24 protein-coding genes are annotated in these 23123 nt (G+C 65.3%); 20 read left to right on the top strand and 4 right to left on the bottom strand.

From position 1 onward, the window contains the following. Nucleotides 1-341 precede the first annotated feature (341 nt). The 11 genes from CO675_RS38075 (at nucleotide 342) to tolA (ending at nucleotide 11868) form a co-directional block, all read left to right on the top strand. Nucleotides 342-1646: an MFS transporter gene (locus CO675_RS38075; protein WP_097677009.1), complete on the top strand. Its 1305-nt coding sequence runs from the start codon at nucleotides 342-344 to the stop codon at nucleotides 1644-1646. A gap of 52 nt (nucleotides 1647-1698) precedes the next feature. Next, nucleotides 1699-2475 (top strand): maleate cis-trans isomerase family protein, encoded by a 777-nt coding sequence (locus CO675_RS38070; RefSeq protein WP_097677008.1) that lies wholly within the window; start codon nucleotides 1699-1701, stop codon nucleotides 2473-2475. Then, on the top strand, nucleotides 2469-3275 hold the full coding sequence (locus CO675_RS38065) for a GntR family transcriptional regulator (protein ID WP_349644055.1): 807 nt from the start codon (nucleotides 2469-2471) through the stop codon (nucleotides 3273-3275). The genes CO675_RS38070 and CO675_RS38065 overlap by 7 nt, the downstream gene beginning before the upstream one ends. Further along, nucleotides 3272-4036 (top strand): aspartate/glutamate racemase family protein, encoded by a 765-nt coding sequence (locus CO675_RS38060; protein ID WP_097677007.1) that lies wholly within the window; start codon nucleotides 3272-3274, stop codon nucleotides 4034-4036. The genes CO675_RS38065 and CO675_RS38060 overlap by 4 nt, the downstream gene beginning before the upstream one ends. Then, nucleotides 4036-5448, top strand: coding sequence for a dihydropyrimidinase (hydA, locus tag CO675_RS38055; protein WP_198964893.1), 1413 nt, complete (start codon nucleotides 4036-4038; stop codon nucleotides 5446-5448). The genes CO675_RS38060 and hydA overlap by 1 nt, the downstream gene beginning before the upstream one ends. A 45-nt stretch (nucleotides 5449-5493) precedes the next feature. Continuing rightward, nucleotides 5494-6378, top strand: a complete 885-nt coding sequence (locus CO675_RS38050) for an alpha/beta fold hydrolase (protein ID WP_097677005.1) — start codon at nucleotides 5494-5496, stop codon at nucleotides 6376-6378. Between the two features lie 47 nt (nucleotides 6379-6425). After that, nucleotides 6426-6620 (top strand): hypothetical protein, encoded by a 195-nt coding sequence (locus CO675_RS38045; RefSeq protein ID WP_097677004.1) that lies wholly within the window; start codon nucleotides 6426-6428, stop codon nucleotides 6618-6620. A 222-nt stretch (nucleotides 6621-6842) separates the two neighbouring features. Further along, nucleotides 6843-8546, top strand: coding sequence for a phospholipase C (locus tag CO675_RS38040; protein ID WP_097677003.1), 1704 nt, complete (start codon nucleotides 6843-6845; stop codon nucleotides 8544-8546). A gap of 24 nt (nucleotides 8547-8570) precedes the next feature. Beyond that, complete coding sequence (locus CO675_RS38035; RefSeq protein ID WP_097677002.1) at nucleotides 8571-9920, top strand: cytochrome-c peroxidase; 1350 nt, start codon at nucleotides 8571-8573, stop codon at nucleotides 9918-9920. A 73-nt stretch (nucleotides 9921-9993) separates the two neighbouring features. Next, nucleotides 9994-10779: an aldo/keto reductase gene (locus CO675_RS38030; RefSeq protein ID WP_097677001.1), complete on the top strand. Its 786-nt coding sequence runs from the start codon at nucleotides 9994-9996 to the stop codon at nucleotides 10777-10779. A gap of 192 nt (nucleotides 10780-10971) precedes the next feature. After that, nucleotides 10972-11868 carry a cell envelope integrity protein TolA gene (tolA, locus tag CO675_RS38025; RefSeq protein ID WP_097677000.1) on the top strand — a complete coding sequence of 299 codons (897 nt, stop codon included), beginning with the start codon at nucleotides 10972-10974 and terminating at the stop codon, nucleotides 11866-11868. Nucleotides 11869-11881: 13 nt separating this feature from the next. Here tolA and CO675_RS38020 read toward each other — a convergent pair whose 3' ends face one another. Next, nucleotides 11882-12559: a DUF599 domain-containing protein gene (locus CO675_RS38020; RefSeq protein ID WP_097676999.1), complete on the bottom strand. Its 678-nt coding sequence runs from the start codon at nucleotides 12557-12559 to the stop codon at nucleotides 11882-11884. A gap of 119 nt (nucleotides 12560-12678) precedes the next feature. Between CO675_RS38020 and CO675_RS38015 the strand changes: the two genes are divergently transcribed. The 5 genes from CO675_RS38015 to CO675_RS37995 all read left to right on the top strand — a co-directional run bounded on the left by CO675_RS38015 (nucleotide 12679) and on the right by CO675_RS37995 (nucleotide 15954). Beyond that, nucleotides 12679-13332 carry a glutathione S-transferase family protein gene (locus tag CO675_RS38015; RefSeq protein ID WP_097676998.1) on the top strand — a complete coding sequence of 218 codons (654 nt, stop codon included), beginning with the start codon at nucleotides 12679-12681 and terminating at the stop codon, nucleotides 13330-13332. Between the two features lie 176 nt (nucleotides 13333-13508). Continuing rightward, nucleotides 13509-13877, top strand: a complete 369-nt coding sequence (locus tag CO675_RS38010) for a YidB family protein (protein ID WP_097676997.1) — start codon at nucleotides 13509-13511, stop codon at nucleotides 13875-13877. Nucleotides 13878-14093: 216 nt separating this feature from the next. After that, on the top strand, nucleotides 14094-14297 hold the full coding sequence (locus tag CO675_RS38005) for a hypothetical protein (RefSeq protein ID WP_092114848.1): 204 nt from the start codon (nucleotides 14094-14096) through the stop codon (nucleotides 14295-14297). A gap of 153 nt (nucleotides 14298-14450) precedes the next feature. Next, complete coding sequence (locus CO675_RS38000) at nucleotides 14451-15395, top strand: hypothetical protein (protein ID WP_097676996.1); 945 nt, start codon at nucleotides 14451-14453, stop codon at nucleotides 15393-15395. Nucleotides 15396-15513: 118 nt separating this feature from the next. Beyond that, a complete protein-coding gene (locus CO675_RS37995) occupies nucleotides 15514-15954 on the top strand; it encodes a DUF1489 family protein (protein WP_097676995.1) in 441 nt (146 codons plus the stop codon). A 40-nt stretch (nucleotides 15955-15994) separates the two neighbouring features. On the opposite strand, the gene CO675_RS37990 is transcribed toward CO675_RS37995, so the two are convergent. Both CO675_RS37990 and panC read right to left on the bottom strand, forming a co-directional pair. Beyond that, complete coding sequence (locus CO675_RS37990) at nucleotides 15995-16747, bottom strand: hypothetical protein (protein ID WP_097676994.1); 753 nt, start codon at nucleotides 16745-16747, stop codon at nucleotides 15995-15997. A gap of 144 nt (nucleotides 16748-16891) precedes the next feature. Further along, a complete protein-coding gene (panC, locus tag CO675_RS37985) occupies nucleotides 16892-17743 on the bottom strand; it encodes a pantoate--beta-alanine ligase (protein ID WP_097676993.1) in 852 nt (283 codons plus the stop codon). A gap of 283 nt (nucleotides 17744-18026) precedes the next feature. Here panC and CO675_RS37980 point away from each other — a divergent pair, with 283 nt between their 5' ends. After that, nucleotides 18027-18950, top strand: coding sequence for a division plane positioning ATPase MipZ (locus tag CO675_RS37980; protein ID WP_097676992.1), 924 nt, complete (start codon nucleotides 18027-18029; stop codon nucleotides 18948-18950). A 97-nt stretch (nucleotides 18951-19047) separates the two neighbouring features. On the opposite strand, the gene CO675_RS37975 is transcribed toward CO675_RS37980, so the two are convergent. Continuing rightward, the gene (locus CO675_RS37975) at nucleotides 19048-20130 is read right to left on the bottom strand and encodes a zinc-binding dehydrogenase (protein ID WP_097676991.1); all 1083 of its coding nucleotides are present in this window, start codon (nucleotides 20128-20130) and stop codon (nucleotides 19048-19050) included. Nucleotides 20131-20233: 103 nt separating this feature from the next. On the opposite strand from CO675_RS37975, the gene CO675_RS37970 reads away from it, so the two are divergent. The 3 genes from CO675_RS37970 to CO675_RS37960 all read left to right on the top strand — a co-directional run bounded on the left by CO675_RS37970 (nucleotide 20234) and on the right by CO675_RS37960 (nucleotide 23121). Further along, entirely contained in the window at nucleotides 20234-21010 is a 777-nt protein-coding gene (locus tag CO675_RS37970; protein ID WP_097676990.1) for a helix-turn-helix transcriptional regulator, read from the top strand. A gap of 330 nt (nucleotides 21011-21340) precedes the next feature. Continuing rightward, entirely contained in the window at nucleotides 21341-22282 is a 942-nt protein-coding gene (locus tag CO675_RS37965; RefSeq protein ID WP_097676989.1) for an alpha/beta hydrolase family protein, read from the top strand. Nucleotides 22283-22380: 98 nt separating this feature from the next. Further along, on the top strand, nucleotides 22381-23121 hold the full coding sequence (locus CO675_RS37960; protein WP_097676988.1) for a vWA domain-containing protein: 741 nt from the start codon (nucleotides 22381-22383) through the stop codon (nucleotides 23119-23121). Nucleotides 23122-23123 lie beyond the last annotated feature (2 nt).

Raw genomic sequence — 23123 nt, 5'->3', positions numbered from 1 at the left:
CTTCCTAGGGAAGCGCGGACTGCTCTTTTTTTGGAATGAGCGGAACGCCGTTGCGCGCGGTCGCTGCAGCCGCAACGCCGGGCCAATTCCCTGAATTTGGCTGGCTCGGGCGTATGACCCAACGCCCAATTTCTCACCAGTGGCTGGTCAAAAACGAGGCCGAAAACAAATAATCGTGATAAATATCAATATGATATGTAAAATTGCATGCAGAATTCAAAATCTGCTTGTCGTGCCGGCCGCCTTGAAGCAGACTTCGCGCGGGGCAGGAGAGGGCCAATGACCTTCGATGACGAGGGTCGTGCCAGGGCAAAAACAATCTGCCGGCAGAGGAGCGAGCAATGAGCGATCAGGTGTCCACCATCGCAATGGCAGATGCGGCGAAGCCTTCCGGCGTGCGCTGGAAGATCTTCCTGCTGATGCTGTTCCTGATCTCGATCAACTATATCGATCGCGCCTCGCTCTCGGTCGCAATGCCCGTCATCGCCAAGGAGTTCGATATCGATCCGGCGATGCAGGGTCTGATCCTGAGCTCGTTCTTCTGGACCTACGCGCTGATGCAGGTGCCGGGCGGCATGCTCGCCGACCGCTTCAAGCCGCGGATCGTGATCGCCCTCGCAACGCTGTTCTGGGGTTTCTTCCAGGCGCTGGCGGCGCTGTCCACCAGCTGGATGCTGCTGCTCCTGACCCGGCTCGGGCTCGGTGCGTCGGAAGCGCCGATCTATCCGGCCGGCGGCAAGCTCAACGCGATCTGGATGACGCAGACCGAACGCGGCCGCGGCGCCACGCTGCTCGACGGCGGCGCGCCGCTCGGCGCTGCGCTCGGCTCGATCGTGATCGCCTGGCTGATGGCGGCGTTCAGCTCCTGGCGCGTCGCCTTCGTCGTCGCGGGCGTCGGCACCATGCTGTGCGGGCTGTTGGCCTGGTACTACATCCGCAACGTGCCGCGCGAGCATCCGTCGGTCAATGAAGCCGAGGCGCGCTATCTCGAGGAGGCCCATGCGATCGAGGACGCGGCGACGCCGCCGTCGTCGGGCGCCAGCGGCATGGCCTATTTCCGCTTCCGCTCGGTCTGGTGCATGTGCCTCGGCTGGATGTTCTTCAACACCACATTCTATGGCCTCCTGACCTGGATGCCGACCTACCTGTTCAAGGTGCACGGCTTCGATATCAAGGCGCTCGGCGGCGCATCCTTCATCATCTTCTTCGCAGGCTTCGTCGGTGAACTGGTCGGCGGCTGGATCGGCGACGGCTGGCGCGCGCGGGGCGGGTCGCCCAACACCGTGTTCCGCACCCTGTTCGGCATCGCGGCGATCATGGCGACGGTCTCGATCTTCCTCGTCGCCTACGTCACCAACGCCGTCGCGGTCGTGGTGCTGCTGTCGACGACGCTGTTTTTCCTGCGCTGGTGCGGCATGTACTGGGCGATTCCCTCGGCGCTGGCGGGCCGCGGCAAGTCGGGATTCCTCGGCGGCTGCATGAATCTCGGCGGCAACATCGCCGGCATCACGACGCCCTTGATCGTCGGCTTCATCGTGCAGGCCACCGGCTCCTACTTCCTGGCCCTGATGTATTTTGCCGCCGCGGGCATTGCGCTGTTGATCTGCTCGACCCTGATCGATTACAGCCGCAAGCTCCCGGTCTAAACGAGGACGGCCGAACCCTGCCAGGGGTTCGGCCGCTTGATGAGGCAAGCGAATGACAAGTCACGTCCGGCTCGGCATGCTGACGCCGTCGTCGAATACCGCACTCGAGCCGATCACCTGCGCGATGCTGGCAGGCGTCGAGGACGTTTCGGCGCATTTCTCGCGCTTCAAGGTGACCGAGATAGCGCTGTCGGAGCAGGCGCTGCGCCAGTTCGACGCCAGCGAGATTCTTCGTGCGGCAGAATTGCTCGCCCATGCCAAGGTCGACGTCATTGCCTGGAACGGCACCTCGGCCAGCTGGCTCGGCTTCGATCGCGACGAGAGCCTGTGCGAGCAGATCACCAAGGAAACCGGGATCAAGGCCTGTACGACGGTGCTGGCCTATCGCGACCTGTTGCGGCGGATCGGCGCCAAACGCATCGGGCTGGTGACGCCGTATCGCAGGGATGTGCAGGACAAGATCATCGCCAACTGGAATTCGGCGGGGTTGCACTGCTTCGCCGAGCGGCATCTGTCGCTGCAGGACAATTTCTCCTTTGCCGAGGTCAGCGAGGCCGAGGTCAAAGGCCTGATCGAGCAGGTGGTGCGCGAGGGCTGCGATGCCGCCGTCGTGCTCTGCACCAACATGCGCGGCGCCGGCGCTGCCGAACGGCTGGAACGCGGTTTTGGCGTGCCGGTCCTGGATTCGATCGCGGTCACGCTGTGGGCGTGTCTCACCGCCGTGGGCTGCGACCCGTCGCGGGTGCACGGCTGGGGCAGCCTGTTCAGCAACCCCGATCTGCGCGCAGCGACAGCGATCTCCGATCATGACGATGAAGGCGTGTGGTGACTGAAGCAAAAACCAAAGCCAAGACCACCAGACGCAGCAAGGAACCCAAGCGCGCCATCACGGCGCAGCAGCGGCGCCGCCTGCGCGTGCCGCGGGTCGGACTGCATGAACAGGCGGCTGCGCGGCTGCGCACCATGATCGTGCGCGGCGAACTCGCGCCGGGACAGTCGTTGGGCGAGGCGGACCTGTCGGATGCGCTCGGCATTTCGCGGACCCCGCTGCGCGAGGCGCTGAAGCAATTGGCGAACGAGGGCCTGGTTGAACTCAGGCTCAACCACAGTGCCGTGGTGGCGCCGTTCCGCCGCGCCGAGCTGACCGAATTGTTCGAGGCCGTCAGCGGCATCGAGCGCTGCGCGGCCGAGCTCGCCGCGCTGCGCATGGAGGATGCCGACTTCGAACGGCTCGACGCGCTGCAGGACAAGATCGAGTGGCATCACGGCCGCGGCGAGCTGCGCGACTATTTCCAAGCCAATCAGCAGATCCATTCGGCGATCGTCGGCTTCGCTCGCAACGCGGTGCTGAAGGCGACGCACGAGGCGTTGCTGGCGCGGGCCGAGCGGGCGCGTTTCTTCGCGCTCTCGGTGCTCGGGCGTTGGGATGAATCGGTGCGCGAGCACCAGGATATCCTGGCCGCGCTCAGGCGCCGCGACGCAGCGCGGGCCGGGCAGATGCTGGCCCACCATGTGCGTCGCACCGGTGAAATCGTCGCCGAGACACTGGATGGCAAAGGGGATGACGTGGCCGTGCCGGACGCTCCCGCGAAGCCGCGCGCCCGCAAGACGAGGAATGTTGCGCCATGAAGATCCTGCTGCTCAATCCCAACACGACAGCTGCGGTGACGGGTCTGCTCCATGCCGCCGGCAGCAAGGTGGTCTCCGCCGGCACCGAGCTGGTGCCCGCGACCGCCTCGCGCGGCGTGCCTTATATTGCGACGCGCGCCGAGGCACAGATCGGCGGCGCGATCGCGCTGGAGATGCTGGCCGAGGCCGGCCCGGGCATCGATGCCGCCATCATCGCCGCCTTCGGCGATCCCGGCCTGTTCGGCGCGCGCGAGCTGTTCGCGTTTCCGGTGGTCGGCTTGGCCGAGGCTGCGATGCTCACCGCCTGCATGCTCGGGCGGCGGTTCTCGATCGTGACCTTCGCCGGCGCGCTGGCGCCCTGGTACGAGGAGTGCGTCGCGATGCATGGGCTGGGTGCGCGCTGCGCCGGCATCCGCGCGCTCGACGGCAGCTTCCAGTCGATCTCGGAGGTCCAGGCCGAGAAGGAAGAGCTGCTGGTCGCGCTCGCCAACAAGGCGGTCGAACAGGACGGCGCCGACGTCGTCATCCTGTCGGGCGCGCCGCTCGCCGGCCTTGCCGCGAAGGTCCGCGACCGCATTCCGGTGCCCGTGATCGATCCGGTCGCGGCCGCCGTGCGCCAGGCGGAGACGCTTGCCGTGCTCAAACCGCGCAAAGCGGTCGCCGGCACCTTCCGCCGGCCTGATGCGAAGCCGACGATCGGACTCGCCGAGCCGCTTGCCGCCATCATCGAACATCGCTCACCGAAAGAGGGGACGGACTGATGTCCTTCGACACCATCATCCGCGGCGGCACGGTCGTGACCGCTGCCGATACCTTCGCCTGCGACGTCGGAATCCGCGACGGCAAGATCACGGCGCTGGGTCATGATCTCGGTGATGCGGCCGAGATCATCGACGCCACCGACCGCCTCGTGCTGCCCGGCGGCATCGACAGCCATGTCCATTTCGCCCAGCCGTCGGGCGACGGCATCGTGATGGCCGACGGCTTTGCCAGCGGCACCCGCTCGGCGGCGTTCGGCGGCAACACCACCGTGCTGCCGTTCTGCCTGCAGGAGAAAGGCCAGACGCTGCGCGAGGCGCTGAAGCACTATCATGCGCTGGCCGAGGGCGAATGCCATGTCGACGTCGCCTTCCATCTGATCGTCACCGATCCGACCGAGCACGTGCTGGGCCAGGAGCTGCCGGCGCTGGTCGAGGACGGCTACACCTCGCTGAAAGTCTTCATGACCTATGAGGGGCTGGCGCTGTCGGATCGCGAGCTGCTGGAGACCATGTCGGTCGCGCGCGAGACCGGCGCGATGCTGATGGTGCATGCGGAAAACTTCGACGCCATCCGCTTCCTGACCGACCGGCTGGAACGCGCCGGCAACACTGCGCCGCGTTTCCACGCGACCTCGCGGCCGATCCCGGTCGAGCGCGAGGCCACCCATCGCGCGATTTCATTGTCGGAGCTCGTCGACGTGCCGATCATGATCGTGCATGTCTCGAATCGCGAAGCGATGGACGAGATCCGCCGTGCCCAGCAGCGGGGCTTGCGGGTGATGGGCGAAACCTGTCCGCAATATCTCATGCTGACCGAGAGGGATCTCGATCAGCTCAACATGGAAGGCGCCAAGTACGTCTGCTCGCCGCCGCCGCGCGACGTCGCCAGCCAGCAGGCGTGCTGGCAAGGCCTGCAGCAGAAAGTGTTTTCGGTGTTCTCGTCGGACCATTGCCCGTTCCGCTATGACGACCCGCAAGGCAAGCTCGCGCCCAAGGGGCGCACCAGCTTCCGCTGGGTGCCGAACGGCATTCCCGGTGTGGCGACGCGGCTGCCGATCCTGTTCTCCGAGGGCGTGGTGAAGGGCCGCATCGACCTCAACAGCTTCGTTGCCTTCAGCGCCACCAATCACGCCAAGATCTACGGGCTCTATCCGCGCAAGGGCACGATCGCCGTCGGCTCGGATGCCGACATCGCGCTGTGGGATCCGAAGCGCAAGGTGACGATCCGCCACGAGCTGATCCACGACGGCTCGGACTATACGCCCTATGAAGGGCTCGAGGTCACGGGCTGGCCGGTGCTGACCATGGTGCGCGGCAAGGTGGTCGTCGACGACGGCACCCTTGTCGGCAGCAAGGCGCACGGCACATACTTGCCGCGCGCCAAACCTCCGGCGGGGGCGACCATCCCGTAACGCGCGAAGGACGTCACCCGCGAAACAAGAAGGCAGGAGACCACCATGCCCTTTGCTGTAACAGATGACGGCGTGCGGCTGTATTTCGAGGAGACCGGATCCGGCCATCCGGTGATCCTGGTCCATGAATTCGCCGGCGATTTGCGCAGCTACGAGCCGCAGATGCGGCATTTCGGCAAGCGCTTCCGCACCATCGCCTACAATGCACGCGGCTTTCCGCCGTCTGACGTGCCCGAGCAGGTTTCGTCCTATTCGCAGGCGCGCGCCGCCGACGATATTCTTGCCGTGCTCGATCACATCGGCGCGCCGAAGGCGCATATTATCGGCCTCTCGATGGGTGGCTTTGCGACCCTGCATTTCGGATTGCGTCACCCGACGCGGGCGCTGTCGTTGTGCATCGGCGGTTGCGGCTATGGCGCCGAGCTCGACAAGCGCGAGACGTTTCGCGCCGAGGCCGACGTGATCGCGGCGACCATCCGCAAGGAGGGCATGCCGGCCTTCGCCGAGCGTTACGCCTACGGGCCGACGCGGGTGCAGTACGAGAACAAGGACCCGCGCGGTCACGCCGAGTTCAAGGCCATGCTCGCCGAGCACTCGGCGGTGGGATCCGCCAATACCCAGCAGGGCGTCCAGAAGGAGCGTCCCTCGCTGTACACGCTGGTCGACGAGATGAGGCGCATCAATGTGCCGACGCTGATCATCACCGGCGACGAGGATTGGCCGTGCCTGCTGCCTGGCATCCTGATGAAGCAGAACATTCCGTCGGCCGCGCTCGCGGTGATGCCGAATTGCGGCCACGCCATCAACATCGAGGAGCCCGACGAATACAACCGGATCGTCGGCGATTTCCTGTCGCAGGTCGAAAGCGGCCGCTGGCCACAGCGCGATCCGCGAGCGGTCAGTGCATCGATCACGGGGATGAAGGATTAGAGGTAGTTGCGTCCACGGAGCCGGAATATGGATCATCATACGCTGGCATGACGTTGAACGAACGGATCGTCGTTTCCGGGCGGCTGGCAGAATGGGACAAGGCAGTCACTGCAGCGGATCGATCGAAGATGATCGAGATTTTGACGCAGCTTGACCTGGAGAGCCAAGCAGAGTCGCTGGTCAATCAAATTTTGGCGAACCCAAAATTCTACGGATCTGACGATATCAAGCTGTTCAAGTGAATGATCTGACGATCGTGCTTGCCCGTGTCGTCGACACGGCCTCGCTTCCATGACATCGATGCAACGTCCGTTCGCGCGCGCCGCAACCGCCGTGTGAAATCGAGCGCGTAACGATCACGTTGCGATGATGCGTCAATCGCAAAACCGACACAGAGCTGTTACGCGCGCTGGATAATGTGTCGCATGTCGACGTCATAAATCCTTAAAAAATGGGGCACTACGGTGAAAGCCAAGTTTCTTTCGACGGCCGGAGTCTGTCTGGTCGCTGCTGCTGCAGTTGTGTGCAGCGCCGCCGCTCACGACGATGATAGGGATCACGATCATCGTCATCCGCGCGACATTCACACCGCAACGCCGATCAAGCATCTCGTCGTGATCTTCAACGAGAACCGCTCGTTCGATCATTATTTCGCGACCTACCCGAATGCGGCCAATCCGACCGGCTCGATTCCGTTCACGGCGAAGCCGCATACGCCGAAGGTCAACAACCTTGTGAGCGCCGATCTGCTGACCAACAACCCGAACCTCAATCCGGCCAACGGCACCGGCGCGACCAATCCGTTCCGGCTTGACCGCACGCAGGCCAACACGCGCTCGCAGAACCATGCCTATACGCCCGAGCAGCAGGCGGTCGACAACGGCAAGGAAGACCTGTTTCCGGAATTCACCGGTCGCGGCACTGCCGGCGGCGTCGGCGCCTTCGGCACCAACGGGCAAGTGATGGGTTATTTCGACGGCAACACCGTCACCGCGTTCTGGAATTACGCCCAGAACTTCGCGATGAGCGATAATAGCTGGACCGACACCTTCGGTCCGTCGACGCCCGGTGCGCTCGAGGTGGTGTCCGGCCAGACCAACGGTGCGCAGAACATCGTCGGCACGTCATCGTCGATCGCCGACGGCCAGGGCGGCCTGACGCTGATCGGTGATACCGATCCGGCCTACGACGCGTGCTCGAGCACGACCAGCCAGGTCCTGATGACCAGCAAGAACATCGGCGACCTGCTCAATGCCGAAAAGATCAGCTGGGGCAGCTTCATGGGCGGCTTCGACCTGACGCTCAAGAACAGCAACGGCACCACCAACTGCGGCCGCAGCACGTTCTCGAGCAACGTCAACGGCACCATCGTGGACTACATCCCGCACCACGCCTGGTTCCAGTACTACAAGTCGACCGCCAACCCGACCCATGCGCGGCCGAGCTCGGTGAGCGCTGTGGGCCACAGCTACGTTCCCGGCAGCAAGATGCTCGATCCGGCCAATCATGCCTACGATCTCGAGGACTTCTACGCTTCGGTGAAAGCCGGCAACCTCCCGGCGGTCTCTTACATCAAGATGCCGGCCTATCAGGACGGTCATCCCGGCAACTCCGATCCGCTCGACGAGCAGGCCGGCAATGTCGAGCTGATCAACTTCCTGCAGAAGCAGCCGGAGTGGCGCGACACCGCGGTCATCATCACCTATGACGACTCCGACGGCTGGTACGACCACCAGTACACCGCGCCGATCAGCGCCTCGTACGATCCGACCGCCGACCAGGTCAACGGTCCCGGCCAGTGCGGCCGCGGCATCGGCAAGCAGACGCAGCCGAAGGGCCTCAACGGCCAGCCGGTGAACGGCCGCTGCGGTCCCGGCACGCGGATTCCGTTCATCGTGATCTCGCCCTACGCCAAGAAGAACTTCGTCAGCCACACGCGCATCTCGCAGGCGTCGGTCGTGCGCTTCATCGAGGACAATTGGCTGCACGGTCAGCGTCTCGGCGGCGGCGCGTTCGACGACAGCGTCGAATCGATCACGGACATGTTCGATTTCGATCATGGCCACGATCACGATCACGACGGCGACGATCGGCAGAACAAGCTGTTCCTCGATCCGACGGCCGGCACGGTGATCGTCAGCCCATCTGACGATCATCACCACCACTAACGCTCTGGGATCACTGGACGTCATATGAACGGCCGCATGTTGTGGCTTCTCGGCGCCGGCCTGCTCTGCATGGCCGGCGCCGTTGCGGCAGTCGAGACGACAGGGCTTCCTGGGACGCAAGGGCTCCCGGGGACGAATCCGCATCCGGTGCAGCTCCGGCGCCCGCCGGTCGCCCCGCTGTCCGGCATGGCGCAGCTCGGCCAGAAGATTTTCTTCGACGCGTCGCTGTCGTCGTCGGGCGCGTTGTCCTGCGCCTCCTGTCACAGCCCGGACCACGCCTACGGTCCGCCCAATGATGCGGCTGTCATGTTCGGGGGCCCCGCGCAGTCGCGGCAGGGGACGCGCGCCGTTCCCGGCCTGACCTATCTGGAACGCCAGCCGAATTTCAGCATCGGACCGGAGAAGGACGAGGACGACAATCTCGTCGACTTCGCGCAACTGGCCGCGGCGGGCCGGCAGGCCGCGCGCGCGAAGAAGGTTGCGACCGGGACCGCGGCGTCGGCGGTCAACATCGTGCCGCAGGGCGGACTGTTCTGGGACGGCCGCGCCGATACGCTGCAGGACCAGGCGATCTTCCCGCTGCTCGATCCCAATGAGATGGACGGCGGCAGCATCGAGGTGGTGGCGCAGAAGCTGCGCCAGGCAAGCTATGCGCCGCGCTTTGCCGAACTGTTCGGCGCTCAGGTCTTCGACAATACGCGGTTGCTGGTCGCGGAGGCGATGTTCGCGGTGGCGCGCTATCAGGTCGAGGAGCCGAGCTTCCATCCCTACACCAGCAAGTTCGACTACTGGCTCGAAGGCAAGGCGCGGCTGAGCGAGAGCGAGTTGCGTGGCCTGCAATTGTTCAACGATCCGGACAAGGCCAATTGCGGCGGCTGCCATACCTCGGCGCCGACCCGCGACGGCCTGCCGCCGCTCTTCACTGACCACCAGTATGAGGCGCTCGGCGCGCCGCGCAACGCCGCGCTCGCCGGCAACCGCGACCCCAATCATTTCGATCTCGGGGTCTGCGGTCCGTATCGCACCGACATTGCCGAGCAGACGCAATATTGCGGGATGTTTCTGACGCCGACCTTGCGCAACACAGCGACCCGGCGCGTGTTCTTCCACAACGGCGTCTTCACGAGCCTCGAGCAGGTGCTCGATTTCTATAACTTCCGCGATACCAATCCGGAGAAGGTGTATCCGCGTGCAGCCGACGGTACGGTGCGCAAATACGACGATCTGCCGGCGAAGCATCACGGCAATGTCGACGTCAGCGATCCGCCGTTCGAGCGCCATCTCGGCGACACGCCTGCGATGACCGCGCAGGATGAAGCCGACATCGTCGCCTTCCTGAAGACGTTGACCGACGGTTACCAGCCGGAGCGGTGAGCCGTCGCAACGGGGCAGGCGCGGAACTGATACGTGAGTTGGCAGGTCCTCGTGATGCGCGCATACTGGGCCCATGAATGTGGTCGAAGGCAACGGTGCCAGAATCCCCGCGATCGGGCTCGGCACCTGGGAGCTGCGCGGGCGGACCTGCGCCCGCATCGTCGAGCAGGCGCTGCGGCTCGGTTACCGGCACATCGACACCGCCCAGATCTATGACAATGAGCGCGAGGTCGGCGAGGGGCTGCGCGCCTCCGGCGTCAAGCGCGACGATGTGTTCCTGACCACCAAGATCTGGACCACGCATTTCATGGCGAAGGATCTCGAACGCTCCGCCAAAGAGAGCCTGGCGCGGCTGCGCCTGACCGAGGTCGATCTGTTGTTGTTGCACTGGCCGCATCCGCACGTGCCGCTTGCCGAGACGCTCGGCGCGCTGGCGCGGGTCAGGCAGGCGGGACTGGCGCGGCATATCGGGGTCTCGAACTTCAACGCGGCGCTGATCGAGGAGGCGGTGGCGGCGTGCCCCGAGCCGCTCGCCTGCGATCAGGTCGAGTACCATCCTTACCTTGGCCAGGCCGATGTGATCGAGGCGTGTACGCGCCATGGCATGGCGTTCGTCGCCTATAGCCCGATCGCGAAGGGACGCGTCAAGGGTGACCGCGCCCTGGCACGGATCGGCGACCGCTATCGCAAGACGGCTGCCCAGGTCTGCCTGCGCTGGCTGGTGCAGCAGAATGTCTCGGCGATCCCGCGCACCTCGAAGCTCGAGCGGCTCCAGGAAAATCTCGACATCTTCGACTTCGAGTTGTCGGATGAGGACATGCGCGAGATTTCGGCGATCGGAAACGCGGCCGCGCGCTGACGGCCCATTGGACGGCCCATGGCACATCGGGTCCTTGGCTGTGAATCGCCGCGCGGAAAATGGCTGGGCAGCGGTCCGGATCATGCTATTGCGCTGGCCGATTGCGGTTTTGGACCGAATGGGGATTGAGGCAGGCAGGTTCCGGCCGGTATTGTGACCGGCGGGGAGACGACACTGATGTGATCGAGCGGGATGAAGTTTCGGCCAAACGCGGATCTGCTGGCGTCGGTGTTCGTGCACCTGATGCTGCTCGCGCTGATTTTCCTGTATTCGGAGGTGCATCAGTTCGATCCCGTCGCCGCTGACACGGTGCCGGTCGAGATCGTGACGCCGCAGGAGGTCGCCAAAACCGAGATCAAGCCCGATCCGGTGCCGAGCCCGTCGCCAACGCCCGAGTTCCAGTTGCCGTCGCTCGACAAGCCCGTGGACACCGCCAAGTCCGAACCATCGGCGCAAGCGCCGGCAGCACAGCCGCAGCAGGCCCAGCAGCAGCCGCCGCAGAAGCAGGCGACGCCGCCGGAGCCCAAACCCAGCCTGGCGCCGCAGCACGCCGCGGTCGAGCAGCCCACACCGCAGACGCCGGCACCGCAGACGCCACCGATGCCCCAGCAGGCGGCGCCGCCGTCGCAACCTGCCTATGCGCAGCCCGAGCCTGACCTGTCCGTCAAATACAATGTCATGCTCGGTTTGCCGCCCGACATCCCCGTCAAGCTGCCGGCCGAAGCGCCGCACGGCCCCGGTCCCGGCAAGGACAATTTCGACGCCGCGGCCACCGAACAGGCCGACGTCGGCTCCAGCGTGGTCGCCGAATTCCGCCGTCATCTGAAGAGCTGCATGAAGCTCCCGGCGACGCTGAGCACCGGCGATGACGTCAGGATCAAGCTCCGGGTGTTCATGAAGCCCGACGGCAAGCTCGGCGCATCGCCGTTGCTGATCGAAGCCACCGCGTCGGAAAAGGGACCGCTGCTGCTCAAGAGCGCGACCGAGGCGCTGCAGGCCTGCCAGCCCTACGCGATGTTGCCGCGGGATCGCTACGGCGAATGGAAGGTGCTCGACCTCGACTTCACGCCGCGCGATTTTGCATCGTGAGCGGAGGCAAGTCTCAGCTTCCCATCGCCTGCCAGGCATTCGAGGCGAACTGCCGGCGCCAGATCACGATGACGACCGCGGCTGTCGTGGCGAACAGCACCCAGGGGCTGACGAACCAGCCGAGATAGCCGAGCGCGAAGAAGAACGCGCGCTGGCCGCGGTTGAAGTGCCGGCCCGCGGTCTCGAACAGCCGCGTGGTGCGGATCACATGGGCCTCCGCCTCCGGCGTGTCGCGCTGGCCGGCCGGCGGCATCGCACCGAACAGGATCGCAACATAGTTGAACAGCCGATAGGCCCAGGCGAATTTGAAGAAGGTGTAGATGAAGATCAGGATCAGCCCGATGCACTTGATCTCCCACAAAGCCGGCGAGGGCGTCAGGTTGACCGGCAGCGCACCGAGCACCGCGAGCGCGTCGCTGGTCGCGCGCAGCAGCGCCAGCGCACCGCCGATCGCGATCAGGCTGGTCGAGGCGAAGAACGCGGTGCCGTTCTGCAGGCTGGCCATGATCTGCATGTCGACCATCCGCGCGTCGCGATTGAGCAGATTGCGCACCCAGATCTCGCGATAGACATGCATTCGGGCCGACAGGCTGTCGCGCCCATAGGCGGTGTGCTCCAGCGTGATGGCGTAGACCAGCCATTCCAGCGCAAAGAAGCCGACGGCCAGGATGTCGACCCAATAGCCGCTCATTGGTGCCTTCCTTCGTCAATGCGCGGCGATCCGTCCGCGCCGCTGCATCCCGCGTCATGTACAGGTTGAACGTGTGCAATGCACTATGGCAAACTGGCGTGGCAACAGGATTCACAGGCATGCTCAAGCTCGTCATCGGCAACAAGAACTATTCGTCATGGTCGATGCGGCCCTGGCTGGCGCTGCGCGCCAACGACATCCCGTTCGAGGAAATCTTCGTTCCGCTCTACACCGACCAGGCCGACAAGGACCGCATCCTCTCCTTCAGCAAGGCCGGCAAGGTGCCGACGCTGATCGACGGCGACGTCACGGTGTGGGATTCGCTGGCGATCATCGAATATCTCGCCGAGAAGGTTCCCGAGGCGAAGCTGTGGCCGTCGGATCGGGCGGCGCGCGCGCATGCCCGCGCGATCTCGGCGGAGATGCACTCAGGCTTCGTGCCGCTGCGCAGCGAATGCGGCATGAACCTGCACCGGCCGATCCGCGCCGTCGCGCTGTCGGACGATGCACGGGCCAATGTGGCGCGGATCGAGGAGATCTGGGCCGATTGCCACGCGCGCTACGGCAAGCATGGTCCGTTCCTGTTCGGGGCATTTTCCGGGGCGGACGCGATGTACGCGCCCGTGGTGCATCGCTTCCGCACCTACGCGATCCCGGTGAAGCCGGAGGCGCAGCACTATGTCGATGCCATGATGCAGCTGCCGGCGTTCCAGGAGTGGACCCGCGACGGCCTGGCCGAGACGCTGCGGATCGAGCGATTCGAGCACGCCTGACCTAGATTCTTGTCTTGCCGCGTTTTCTTCACGCGAACCGGTGTCCACTTCGCTCGAAAACGCTTCTTGCGCTGCCGAATTGTGACAGCGGCGGCAAAGATCGCGGCTTGACGCCGCGGGGCCGAAGGCGTCGAATCCGAAACAGCGGTTTTGCAAGTCGTGAAAGGACTTAGACCATGGGCATTCTCGATTCCCTGGAGAACTCGCCGGAGCTGAAAGGCATGCTTGGCCAGCTCGGGGCGGCCGTGATCCCCGTCGTGCTGGGCCAGGTGATGGGCAATGGCGGGCAGGGCGGCCTGTCGGCGATCGTCGCCAAGCTGGAGCAGGCTGGGCTCGGCGAACAGGTCAAATCCTGGATCGGCACCGGCCAGAACCTGCCGATCACCGCCGAGCAGCTCCAGCAGGTGCTGGGCAGCGACACCGTCAAGCAGCTCGCCGCCAAGTTCAACATTCCGGTCGACCAGCTGTCCAAGGTGCTGGCCCAGCAACTTCCGGCTGCGGTCGACGGCGCGAGCCCCGATGGAAAGTTGCCGCATACCGCCTGAGCCGGTGGAACCGGGTTCCGGCTGAGGTCGGGGGGCAATTTCCGGCTGGCACGTAAATTGCTGCCTATCGCCCTGAAAAACCTGCAAAATCGCACCTTCGTCATGCCCCAATCTTGCTGGATTTGGGGTGGTGCGATGTGCTAGCTTGCCGCAGGGTTCTCAAAATGCCGGCTTGAGCTATCGGGACTGTCAGCTCAGCCAGCAATCTCTAAGAAAATGGAGAGGGCGTTGAAGCATAAGTACTCGATTGGCGAGATCGTCTATTTCACGGCCAGCAACGTGGCGCGCCCCGCTGCGAGCGGCACCTATGAGGTGATCCGCCTGCTGCCGACCGATGGTGACGATTGCCAGTATCGCATCAAGAGCTCGACTGAAGCTTTCGAACGGGTGGCCAAGGAGAGTCAGCTCGCGCTGTCCTGAACGCGTTGTGCGCAAGCCGGTGGCTGGAGCGGGTTCCGCGCCGTCGCCGTCAAAAGGCCCTGTTCGCAGACCCATTGTGCTGAAGGTTGGACGTCGTGATGGCGGCGTTCGCCGTCGCCGGTTGTGCTTACGCCGCGTTGAGGGACATCGCGCATGAATTGGGCTTCCTCGCTGGATCAGATCTGGCGCTCACCGACCTTCCCGATGTGGCTGACCCTGGCCGCAGCGGGCTTCTTTGGGATTGTCGTTCTGGTCACGCTGCTGCGCGCGGAAAAGTCCGTCGCCAACGGCGCGCTGACCGTCATTACGCTGCTGTCGATCGCGGTTGCGGTCGCCGCGACGATCCGCGGCTTTGGGCCGGGCGGGCAGGCGGCGCCCGCCGACACACGGACGGCCCAATTCAGCAGCCAGACCGCGCCGGCGCTGGCCTGCATCGACGACCTCGCCGGAGACGCCGTTCTCAATGCCTGCGAGAAGGTGCTGTTCGGTTCGTCTGACACGGCTGCAGCGGCGGTCAGCTATGCGGCGGCGCAGATCTCGCGCCTGACCGCGCTCGGCGACCTCGCGACCGCGGAGCGCAACACGACCACCGAGCTGCAGGCGCTGCGCCGCGCCATCGAGCACGACCGCTACGGCCTCGTGGCCTACGCACTGATGGCGCGGGACCACTGCACGCCGACCGCGTGTCCCGCGTTCCGCTCGCTGGGCGACAACCACCAGATCATCAACAACATGAACGAGCGGACCTACGAGAACCTGGTCACGCGCTATGCGGCATCCTGGAACGCACCGGCCGGCGCGCAGGCGTCGGCTGCCAACGGCCTGATCGCAGCGTTGCCGCCGTCGATGCCCACCGGCAAGCCGACCAATGCGGAGTTTCCGAGCGCGTCCTCGACGCCGCCGGTCAGCATCATGTCGCCCGAACCGGCGAAGCCGGCTGCAGCGGCCCCGCCGCCGGCTGCACGCGCCGCCGCCGCGCCCGCTGCCCCGAAGCGGCCGCCCGCACCGAAGCGCCCGGTCCAGATTGCTCCTGCTCCTGCACCGGCGTCGCCGCCACCTGCCGCGGCGAGTGCGCCGGCGGCCGCGAACCAGGAATGAGCTGATGACGGCGGCGCAAGCCGTCGTCATTGCACCGTTCCGGGCAGTAAATCCCGATATCCACTGCCGCTGATATCGCTCCCTTTCCAAAGCCCGCGCCGGCCGCTACATCCGGCGCATGCCGCTTCATCTCATCAAGCTTGCCGTCGGTTGCGACTCGGTCAAGGAACTCAAGGGCTGGGTCGCCGAACGCATGGCGACCGCGAAGAAAAAGGGCCTGCCGCTCCGTCACGTCCACATCACGCGGATGACGCCGAAGCGCGAGGAGGAGATCCTCGCCGGCGGTTCGCTGTATTGGGTGATCCGTGGCGAGATCGCCGCGCGCGAGAAGATCATCGCGATCGAGCCGTTCCGCGACAAGGACGGCATCGGACGCTGCCGGCTGGTGATGCAGCCCAAGGTGATCGCCGTCTCGCCGCGGCCGATGCGGCCGTTCCAGGGCTGGCGCTATCTGACCGCGGACTCCGCGCCGGTAGACCTCACCAAGTCGAGCGCAGCCAGCGTGGCGTCGATGCCGGAGCCAATGCGCCGCGAGTTGCGCGACCTCGGATTGCTCTGAGCAATCGGATTGCTCTGCGCAATCGGAAGGCTGGCGCGGATCACTGCGTCACGAGATGCAGCCGGCCCCATTCGGACGCTGGGATCTCGACATAGCGGCCGCCGCCCGCGTTGCTGACGGCGACGTCGAGCAGTTCATGGTCGATCCCCATCTCGCCGAGATAGCGCCGGAACTGGTCGGTGAAGATCGAGGTCAGGCTTTCGCGATGCTCGGCCGAGACGTTCGGGGCGAGCCGGTTGTGGATCGCCATGCCACTCAGCACCACGCGGCTGCCCGCCGGCAGGCTGCGATGCACGCCGCCCGACAGCACCAGCACGCAGGCAAGATCGCAGGCAATGCTGGACGGCTTCTCCTTGGCGTCCAGCGGGCCGCCAGGCCGCTTGAGCGCAAAGCATTCCTCCTCGGGCTTGCCGCTGCAGGCCTCGACCTCGGTCGCCGCGACCGCGGTATCTATCCCACGGTCGCGCAGGATCCGGCCGAGGCTGGAGGCGACATTGAGGTTGGATTCGCCCTTGATGTTGATCACCACCGGGAGCTTGCGTCCGGCCTGCCGGTCGAGGATCGCCAGTAGGCGCTTGTAGGTGTCCCATTGCACGGAGCCCTCGGCGGCGATCCAGTCCGAGCAGCCCGGGCCGCAGGCATCGGGCGCGCCATGCGCAACGTAGAAGATCATCGCGCCGGGGGTGGAATTGACGCCGCCGACCGGCGGGCGGGTCTGCGCCTGCGCCTGCGCCGCGCTGGTGGCCAGCAGCGCGATGCCGAGGAGCATGCCTTGCCTGAAACGTTTGATCATCCCGATCGCCTCTGAAGGGGGCGATCATCCCTGCGTCACGGGCGGGGCGCAAGCACGACCCGGCCGCAAGGATGAGGCCGGGCCCTCATTACAGGTCCGCATGTCGTTTGCGCGTGAACCGCTTCACACTTTTCGGATGCTGCCTCAGACCGCGATGTTATCGATCAGGCGCGTGCTGCCGATCCTTGCCGCCACCAGCATCCGCATCGGGCCGTCCTTCAGCGAGCCGATCGGCGCCAGCGAGGCGGCGTGGCGGACCTCGAGATAATCCAGCGCGAAGCCGGCCTTGGTGATCTCAGCGGCGCCCGTGGCCATGGCGGTTGCGGCGTCCTCGCCGGCGCGCAGGCGGCTTGCCGCTTGCTTCATCACCCGGTTGAGCTCGGGGGCCGCGCGCCGTTCCTCCGCCGAGAGGTAGACGTTGCGCGAGGACATCGCGAGGCCGTCGCGTTCACGTACCGTCTTCGACCCGATCACCTTGACGCCGAGATCGAGGTCCGCGGCCATCTGGGTCACCACCCGGAGCTGCTGAAAGTCCTTCTCGCCGAAGATCGCGACATCGGGCCGGACTTGCGTGAACAGCTTGCCGACCACGGTGGCAACGCCGCCGAAGAAATGCGGCCGGAAGCGATCCTCTAGGCCGGCGGTGGCCGGTCCCTCCGGCACGATTCGGGTGGCGAAGCCGTCCGGGTACATCGCCTTCACCTCGGGATGCCAGATCAGGTCGACGCCTTCGGCGGCGAGCTTGGCGACGTCTTCCTTCCAGGTGCGCGGATACGAACCGAAATCTTCGGTCGGCGCGAACTGGGTCGGGTTGACGAAGATCGAGACGACGACGCGCTTGGCGCGGCGCTTGGCGAGCCGCACCAGCGACACATGGCCGTCATGGAGCGCTCCCATGGTCGGGACCAGCGCGACGGTCGCCTTCCTGGCGCGCAGGGCGTCGACGGCGCGACGAAGGGCAGGGACGGTGCGGACGACGGTGGGATTTCTCGGCATCTGGTCTCGACTCGTGGGGCAAGCTGGGTGGGGGAATCCAGGTGGAAGGTTTGGCGCTCGAGCGGAGCTTACCAAGTCCGAACCGCTATCAGCAAACCGCCGCGCAAGCATTACCCGATCTCGCACGCGCATGGATCGCAGGCCGCGTGCCGCCGATCGACGCAGCCGGCTTGCGCGTGCGATTCATCATTAAGGGCGGCTGCAATTGATTTCCTTGCGCAGTGATGCATTTCACTTGACCGCAGCCGTGCGCGATTTGAAGATCATTGTCGGGGTTTGAATCATGTTGGTGCAGGCTAGTCAGGGTCAATCCGGCTCCGCACACGTCGTTGTGCTGGGCAACGAGAAGGGTGGTTCGGGCAAGTCGACCACCGCCCTGCATATCGCGGTTGCGCTCCTGAAGGCCGGACAGCGCGTTGCCAGCATCGATCTCGACTGCCGGCAGCAGAGTTTCACCCGCTACATCAGCAATCGCCAGGCCTGGGCGCGGCGTTCCGGGCTCGATCTCGAACTCCCCGCGCATTATTGCATCAAGTACGGCGAGACGATGCAGATCGAGGAGAACGAGAACGCCGAATTCCAGCAGTTCATGGCCGCGGTGAGCGCGGTGGAACGTGCCTATGATTTCATCGTCATCGATACCCCGGGCTCGGACAGCTACCTGATGCGGCTCGCGCATTCGATGGCCGACACGCTGGTGACGCCGATCAACGACAGCTTCCTCGATTTCGACGTGCTGGGCACCGTCGATCCCGCGACCTATGCGGTGATCGGCGAGAGCCATTATGCGGAGATGGTGCGCGACACCAGGCGCAAGCGCCGCCAGCTCGACGGCGCCTCGACCGACTGGATCGTGGTGCGCAACCGGCTGTCGATGCTCGGCTCGCGCAACAAGCAGCTGGTTGCCGACGGCTTGAAGCAGCTATCGCTGCGGCTCGGGTTCCGTGCGGTGGACGGCTTTGCCGAGCGGGTGGTCTATCGCGAGTTCTTCCCGCGCGGGCTGACGGCGCTCGACGACATCGACGAGGTGACGCTCGGCACCCGCCCGAGCCTTGGGCACGTCACCGCGCGCGAGGAGGTCATGGGCCTGTTGCGCCAACTCAAGCTTCCGCTCGACGAGCGCGGCCGCCGCCGCGCCGCCAACCGGGCCGAATGGTTCAGCCAGGTCGACAAGCCGCTGGAAGTCGACGACATCATCGGCAGCTAGGCCTCGACCGCGGGATACTACCAGGACTACAGCCCGCAGGCGTTCAATTGCAGTACGGCGTCTTCAAGGACGTCCTGCAAGGAATTCCGCCTCGGGTTTAGTTCGGCGTCAGCACCGTCATCCTGAACGGTCCGCCATTGGCGGCGGCGTGCGCCACGGCGTCGTTGGCGTGATCGAGATCGAACGTCACGACCTCGAACTGGTCGAGCCGCAACAGCCCGGCGCGGGCGAGATTGACGAGGCCGAACGTCGCCTCCGGCGGATACATCCAGACGCCGTGAATGCTGATGCAGTCGCGCATGATCCACGGGTAGGGCAAGTCGAGCCCCGGTCCGCCCTGCATCCCGACGCCGCCCATCAGCACGACCCGGCCATAGGGACGTACGGTCATGATCGCGGCGCGGACCGTTGTCGTCGTGACCGACGGAGGCATCAGGTCGAGCACGCAGTCGATCGGACCGGGCGCGGCACGCCGCATCCGCTCCCGATCGTCGTCCTCACTGCCGCTGAGCCTGACCGGGCGCACGCGCGGCCCGAACCTGCGGACCAGATCGGCCAGCACCTTTTCATTGCGGCCTGGCGCGACGACGCAGGCCGCGCCCATCGCGAGCGCGACCGCGACCGCGGCGCTGCCAAAATTGCCGGTCGCGCCGCTCACCAGCACGGTCTCTCCAGGCTGCAGCCGCGCCGCCAGCAAGCCGCCATAGGGCACGAGGCAGGTGCCGAGCGCGCACCATGATGGCGCGTCGGCCGGATCGATCGTGCCGATCCGCTTGACGTTCTCGGTCGGCACCAGCGTCTGCTCGGCGAACGAGCCGTGGCGGAAGTGGCGCTGCAGGCGCAGCCCGCCTTCGCCGCGCGCGCTCCAGCCCTGCAGGGTGATGTCGGGCGAGATGCTGTCGTCGCGTGAGCGGAAGGTCGGATCGCAGTACACCCAATCGCCGGCGGCGAGGTGGGTCGCGTCCGGCCCGACGGCGCGCACCCGTCCGATGGCGCCGGGGCCTGGAACGGCCGGCAGCTCGAGCAGGTAGTTGCGCGCGCCGCTGAAGACCTCGTTGGCGTAGGACAGCACGCGCGTCGCAACGACGTCGACGAGGACTTCACCCGTGCCCATCGCGGGTGTGGGGATTTCCTCGATCACGAGCGGCGAGCCGAACGATTTCAGGATTGCTGCTTTCATCTGGTCTGGTCCTGGTTGAGAGCGGCATCATCCCGCGCTCCGTTGCGGTCAGGAAGACCTGGTATTATCCTAGGACTGTCAAACCCACTCAGGAGCCCCTGTGATGGCCACTGCGCGGCAAAGCGAACTAGGTGATTTCCTGCGGTCGCGGCGGCAGAAGCTGACGCCCAAGCTCACCGGCGCCCAGGCCGGGCGGCGGCGCCGCACGCCCGGCTTGCGCCGCGAGGAGGTGGCCGAGCTCGCCGGCATCGGGGTCGACTGGTACATCCGCCTCGAGCAGGGCCGTTCCGTCAGCCCATCGGTCACCACGATCGACGCGCTGGCGCGGGCGCTGCGCCTCAGCAAGGCAGAGCACGCGCATCTGCGGGCGCTCGCGAAGGACGGCGACCGCCGCCCGTTCGCCGCCGAGACCGTGCCGCCTGCGATCCGGCGCGTCGTCGAGAGCCTCAACCAGCCGGCCTATGTCACGGGACGGCGATGGGACGTGTTGGCCTGGAACGCGGCCGCGGAGGAGGTCTTCGCCTTCGGCCGCCTGCCGGAGGACGAGCGCAATACGCTGATCTATGTGCTGACCAACCCCAAGAGCCGGCGGCTGTTCGGTGCAAGCTGGCCCGAGGAGGCGCGGCGCATCGTGACCCAGTTCCGCCGAACCCACGACCTCTGGGCCGGCGATCCGGCCTTCCTCGACCTGCAGGCGCGGCTTCGCAAGGGCTGTCCGGAGTTCGACGGCTGGTGGGGGACCCACGACGTCAGCGTCAGCGTTGCCGGACGAAAGGTGTTCAACCACCCCAAGCGCGGCCGGCTGACCTTTGAATACGCCACCTTCCAGGCCAATGACGATCCCGGCCTAAAGCTGATCATCTACACCGAAATCGATTGAAATCCGTGGTTTCCCGGTGATTTCGGCCACACCACGGCCAAAAAGCCGGAACAAAGCAGCCCAAATCCAGTTTCTCCTCAGCGTCGATCCAAAGGCGATCCAAGGCTCGAACTCAACCTTGGGAACTCGCGTCTAAGGAGAGAAGAGAGCACGAGCCGTCGCGGTGAGACGTGTGCAACTGCACAAAGTATAGGTGCGGCGCACAACGTTATGCCACCGAAGCCACAATATTTGGACTTCCTGTCACGGCGCTGTGACATATATTCTTAAAAGGAGGCCGAAGAGCCTCCGCCAAAATCGCCCTGTAAAGGCTGGCACCTCGAGGACGTCATGAAGCGTGGAATTCTCGTTCTGCTTTCGCTCTCCGTCGTAATCACGGGTGCGTATTTCACCGCGAGCAAGTGGGCGATCCGTCACGAAACGCTCATGTTCAAGGATCCGACCCGCGATGAGCGGCCGGTCGCGGTCGACGTTGCCGTGCGCTTCGACAAGGAGATGCAGGCCGACGCCGGCATGATCAAGCTCCCGGTTGCGATCCTCAATCATGGCAATACCGTCAAATTTACCGAATATTCCTTCCTCGCGAACGTGTTCGCGGCGCGCGGCTATCTGACCATCAGCATTCAGAACGACCTGCCGTCGGATGGACCGATGGTGACCAAGGTCGGCGAGCTCTATGTCGGGCGCCTGCCGCAGTATCAGCGCGGCATCACCAACATCAAATTCGCGATCGAGGAGATGAAGAAGCGTCAGCCCAACGCCGACTACAGCAAGCTGACGATGGTCGGCCATTCCAACGGCGGCGACATCGCGATGTATTTCGCCAAGCAATATCCTGACGAGATCAAGAAGGTCGTCACGCTGGACAATCTGCGCGTGCCGTTCATGACCGACGGCAAGTTCAAGATCCTCTCGTTCCGGTCGCACGATCAGCACTTCAAGCCCGATCCCGGCGTGGTGCCGGACGAGGAGGAGTGTGAGAAGGCCGGCATCACCGTCGTGAACACCAACTTCCAGCACAACGACATGCGCGATACCGGACCCGAGAAGGCCAAGGACTCGATCCAGGCGATGCTCGATAAATTCCTGGCCGACACCGACAGCGATGTCGCGGCGGTCGACACCAGGAATGCGCCGCCGAAGATTCTGGAGCCGGGTCCCGTCTCGCTCTACGTGCCGGTCGAGAAGCCGCAGACCTTCGGCGAGAAGGTAAAGAAATCGCTCTCGCTGACCAAGACCGAGACAAAGAAGGATCCGTCGGTCACGAACTGACAGGGCTGCCCGGGATACGATCCGGGCCGGTGGGCGCGTCACGTTGACCAATCCGATGCCGCGGCCCACATAGTGTTTGCTGTACGAGGCAAGCGCTGATGGCTGGCAAGACGATCAAACCGACATCGGGAAGCGACGTGCGCCCGGCCGATACGCCTGGCGTGCCGGCGTCGAGCGCCAATGACATCGCCGCGTTCGTGGCCAAGGCGCGCGCGATGTCGCCGCATCGCGCCGGCGCACGCGGCCGGCTGGTGTTCGCGCTCGATGCCACGATGAGCCGGCAGCCGACATGGGACATGGCGTGCACGCTGCAAGCGGACATGTTCCGTGAGGCCGGCTCGCTCGGCAGCCTGGATATCCGCCTCGTCTATTATCGTGGCTTCAACGAGTGCCGTGCGTCGGGCTGGATCTCCGACAGCGCGCAGCTCGCGCGGCTGATGAGCAAGATCGATTGCCAGGGCGGCAACACCCAGATCGGCAAGGTGCTGTCGGAGACCCGCCGCGAGGCGGTTGCGGCAGGCGTGCGCGCGCTGGTGTTCGTGGGCGACGCGATGGAGGAGAATGCCGATGCGCTGTGCGCAAGCGCCGGTGAGCTCGGCTTGCTCAAGGTGCCGGTCTTCATGTTCCAGGAGGGCGCGGACGCCACCGCCGAGCAGACGTTCCGCGAGATCGCGCGGCTGACCGGCGGCGCATGGTGCAGGTTCGATCCCGGCGCGGCGGCGCAGCTCCGCGAGCTGCTGCGCGCTGCCGCGGCCTATGCTGCCGGCGGCCGCGAGGCACTGCTGCAGTTGGCGAAGACGACGAGCGGGGCGGCGCGGCTGATCGGCCAGATGAAATAGCC

Source organism: Bradyrhizobium sp. C9 (genome assembly GCF_002532045.1).
In the GTDB taxonomy this organism is placed as follows: Bacteria; Pseudomonadota; Alphaproteobacteria; order Rhizobiales; family Xanthobacteraceae; genus Bradyrhizobium.
This window is presented reverse-complemented; position numbering and strand designations above follow the sequence as displayed.

Bases quoted from the DNA above. Each gene is read 5' to 3' on its own strand.
- CO675_RS37965 (WP_097676989.1), top strand. From the start codon at position 21,341: ATGAAGCGTGGAATTCTCGTTCTGCTTTCGCTCTCCGTCGTAATCACG.
- CO675_RS37970 (WP_097676990.1), top strand. From the start codon at position 20,234: ATGGCCACTGCGCGGCAAAGCGAACTAGGTGATTTCCTGCGGTCGCGG.
- CO675_RS38050 (WP_097677005.1), top strand. From the start codon at position 5,494: ATGCCCTTTGCTGTAACAGATGACGGCGTGCGGCTGTATTTCGAGGAG.
- CO675_RS38045 (WP_097677004.1), top strand. From the start codon at position 6,426: ATGACGTTGAACGAACGGATCGTCGTTTCCGGGCGGCTGGCAGAATGG.
- CO675_RS37975 (WP_097676991.1), bottom strand. From the start codon at position 20,130: ATGAAAGCAGCAATCCTGAAATCGTTCGGCTCGCCGCTCGTGATCGAG.
- CO675_RS38030 (WP_097677001.1), top strand. From the start codon at position 9,994: ATGAATGTGGTCGAAGGCAACGGTGCCAGAATCCCCGCGATCGGGCTC.
- CO675_RS38020 (WP_097676999.1), bottom strand. From the start codon at position 12,559: ATGAGCGGCTATTGGGTCGACATCCTGGCCGTCGGCTTCTTTGCGCTG.
- CO675_RS38060 (WP_097677007.1), top strand. From the start codon at position 3,272: ATGAAGATCCTGCTGCTCAATCCCAACACGACAGCTGCGGTGACGGGT.
- CO675_RS38015 (WP_097676998.1), top strand. From the start codon at position 12,679: ATGCTCAAGCTCGTCATCGGCAACAAGAACTATTCGTCATGGTCGATG.
- CO675_RS38070 (WP_097677008.1), top strand. From the start codon at position 1,699: ATGACAAGTCACGTCCGGCTCGGCATGCTGACGCCGTCGTCGAATACC.
- CO675_RS38075 (WP_097677009.1), top strand. From the start codon at position 342: ATGAGCGATCAGGTGTCCACCATCGCAATGGCAGATGCGGCGAAGCCT.
- CO675_RS38010 (WP_097676997.1), top strand. From the start codon at position 13,509: ATGGGCATTCTCGATTCCCTGGAGAACTCGCCGGAGCTGAAAGGCATG.
- CO675_RS38005 (WP_092114848.1), top strand. From the start codon at position 14,094: ATGGAGAGGGCGTTGAAGCATAAGTACTCGATTGGCGAGATCGTCTAT.
- CO675_RS38035 (WP_097677002.1), top strand. From the start codon at position 8,571: ATGAACGGCCGCATGTTGTGGCTTCTCGGCGCCGGCCTGCTCTGCATG.
- CO675_RS37980 (WP_097676992.1), top strand. From the start codon at position 18,027: ATGTTGGTGCAGGCTAGTCAGGGTCAATCCGGCTCCGCACACGTCGTT.
- CO675_RS37990 (WP_097676994.1), bottom strand. From the start codon at position 16,747: ATGATCAAACGTTTCAGGCAAGGCATGCTCCTCGGCATCGCGCTGCTG.
- tolA (WP_097677000.1), top strand. From the start codon at position 10,972: ATGAAGTTTCGGCCAAACGCGGATCTGCTGGCGTCGGTGTTCGTGCAC.
- CO675_RS37960 (WP_097676988.1), top strand. From the start codon at position 22,381: ATGGCTGGCAAGACGATCAAACCGACATCGGGAAGCGACGTGCGCCCG.
- panC (WP_097676993.1), bottom strand. From the start codon at position 17,743: ATGCCGAGAAATCCCACCGTCGTCCGCACCGTCCCTGCCCTTCGTCGC.
- CO675_RS37995 (WP_097676995.1), top strand. From the start codon at position 15,514: ATGCCGCTTCATCTCATCAAGCTTGCCGTCGGTTGCGACTCGGTCAAG.
- CO675_RS38000 (WP_097676996.1), top strand. From the start codon at position 14,451: ATGAATTGGGCTTCCTCGCTGGATCAGATCTGGCGCTCACCGACCTTC.
- hydA (WP_198964893.1), top strand. From the start codon at position 4,036: ATGTCCTTCGACACCATCATCCGCGGCGGCACGGTCGTGACCGCTGCC.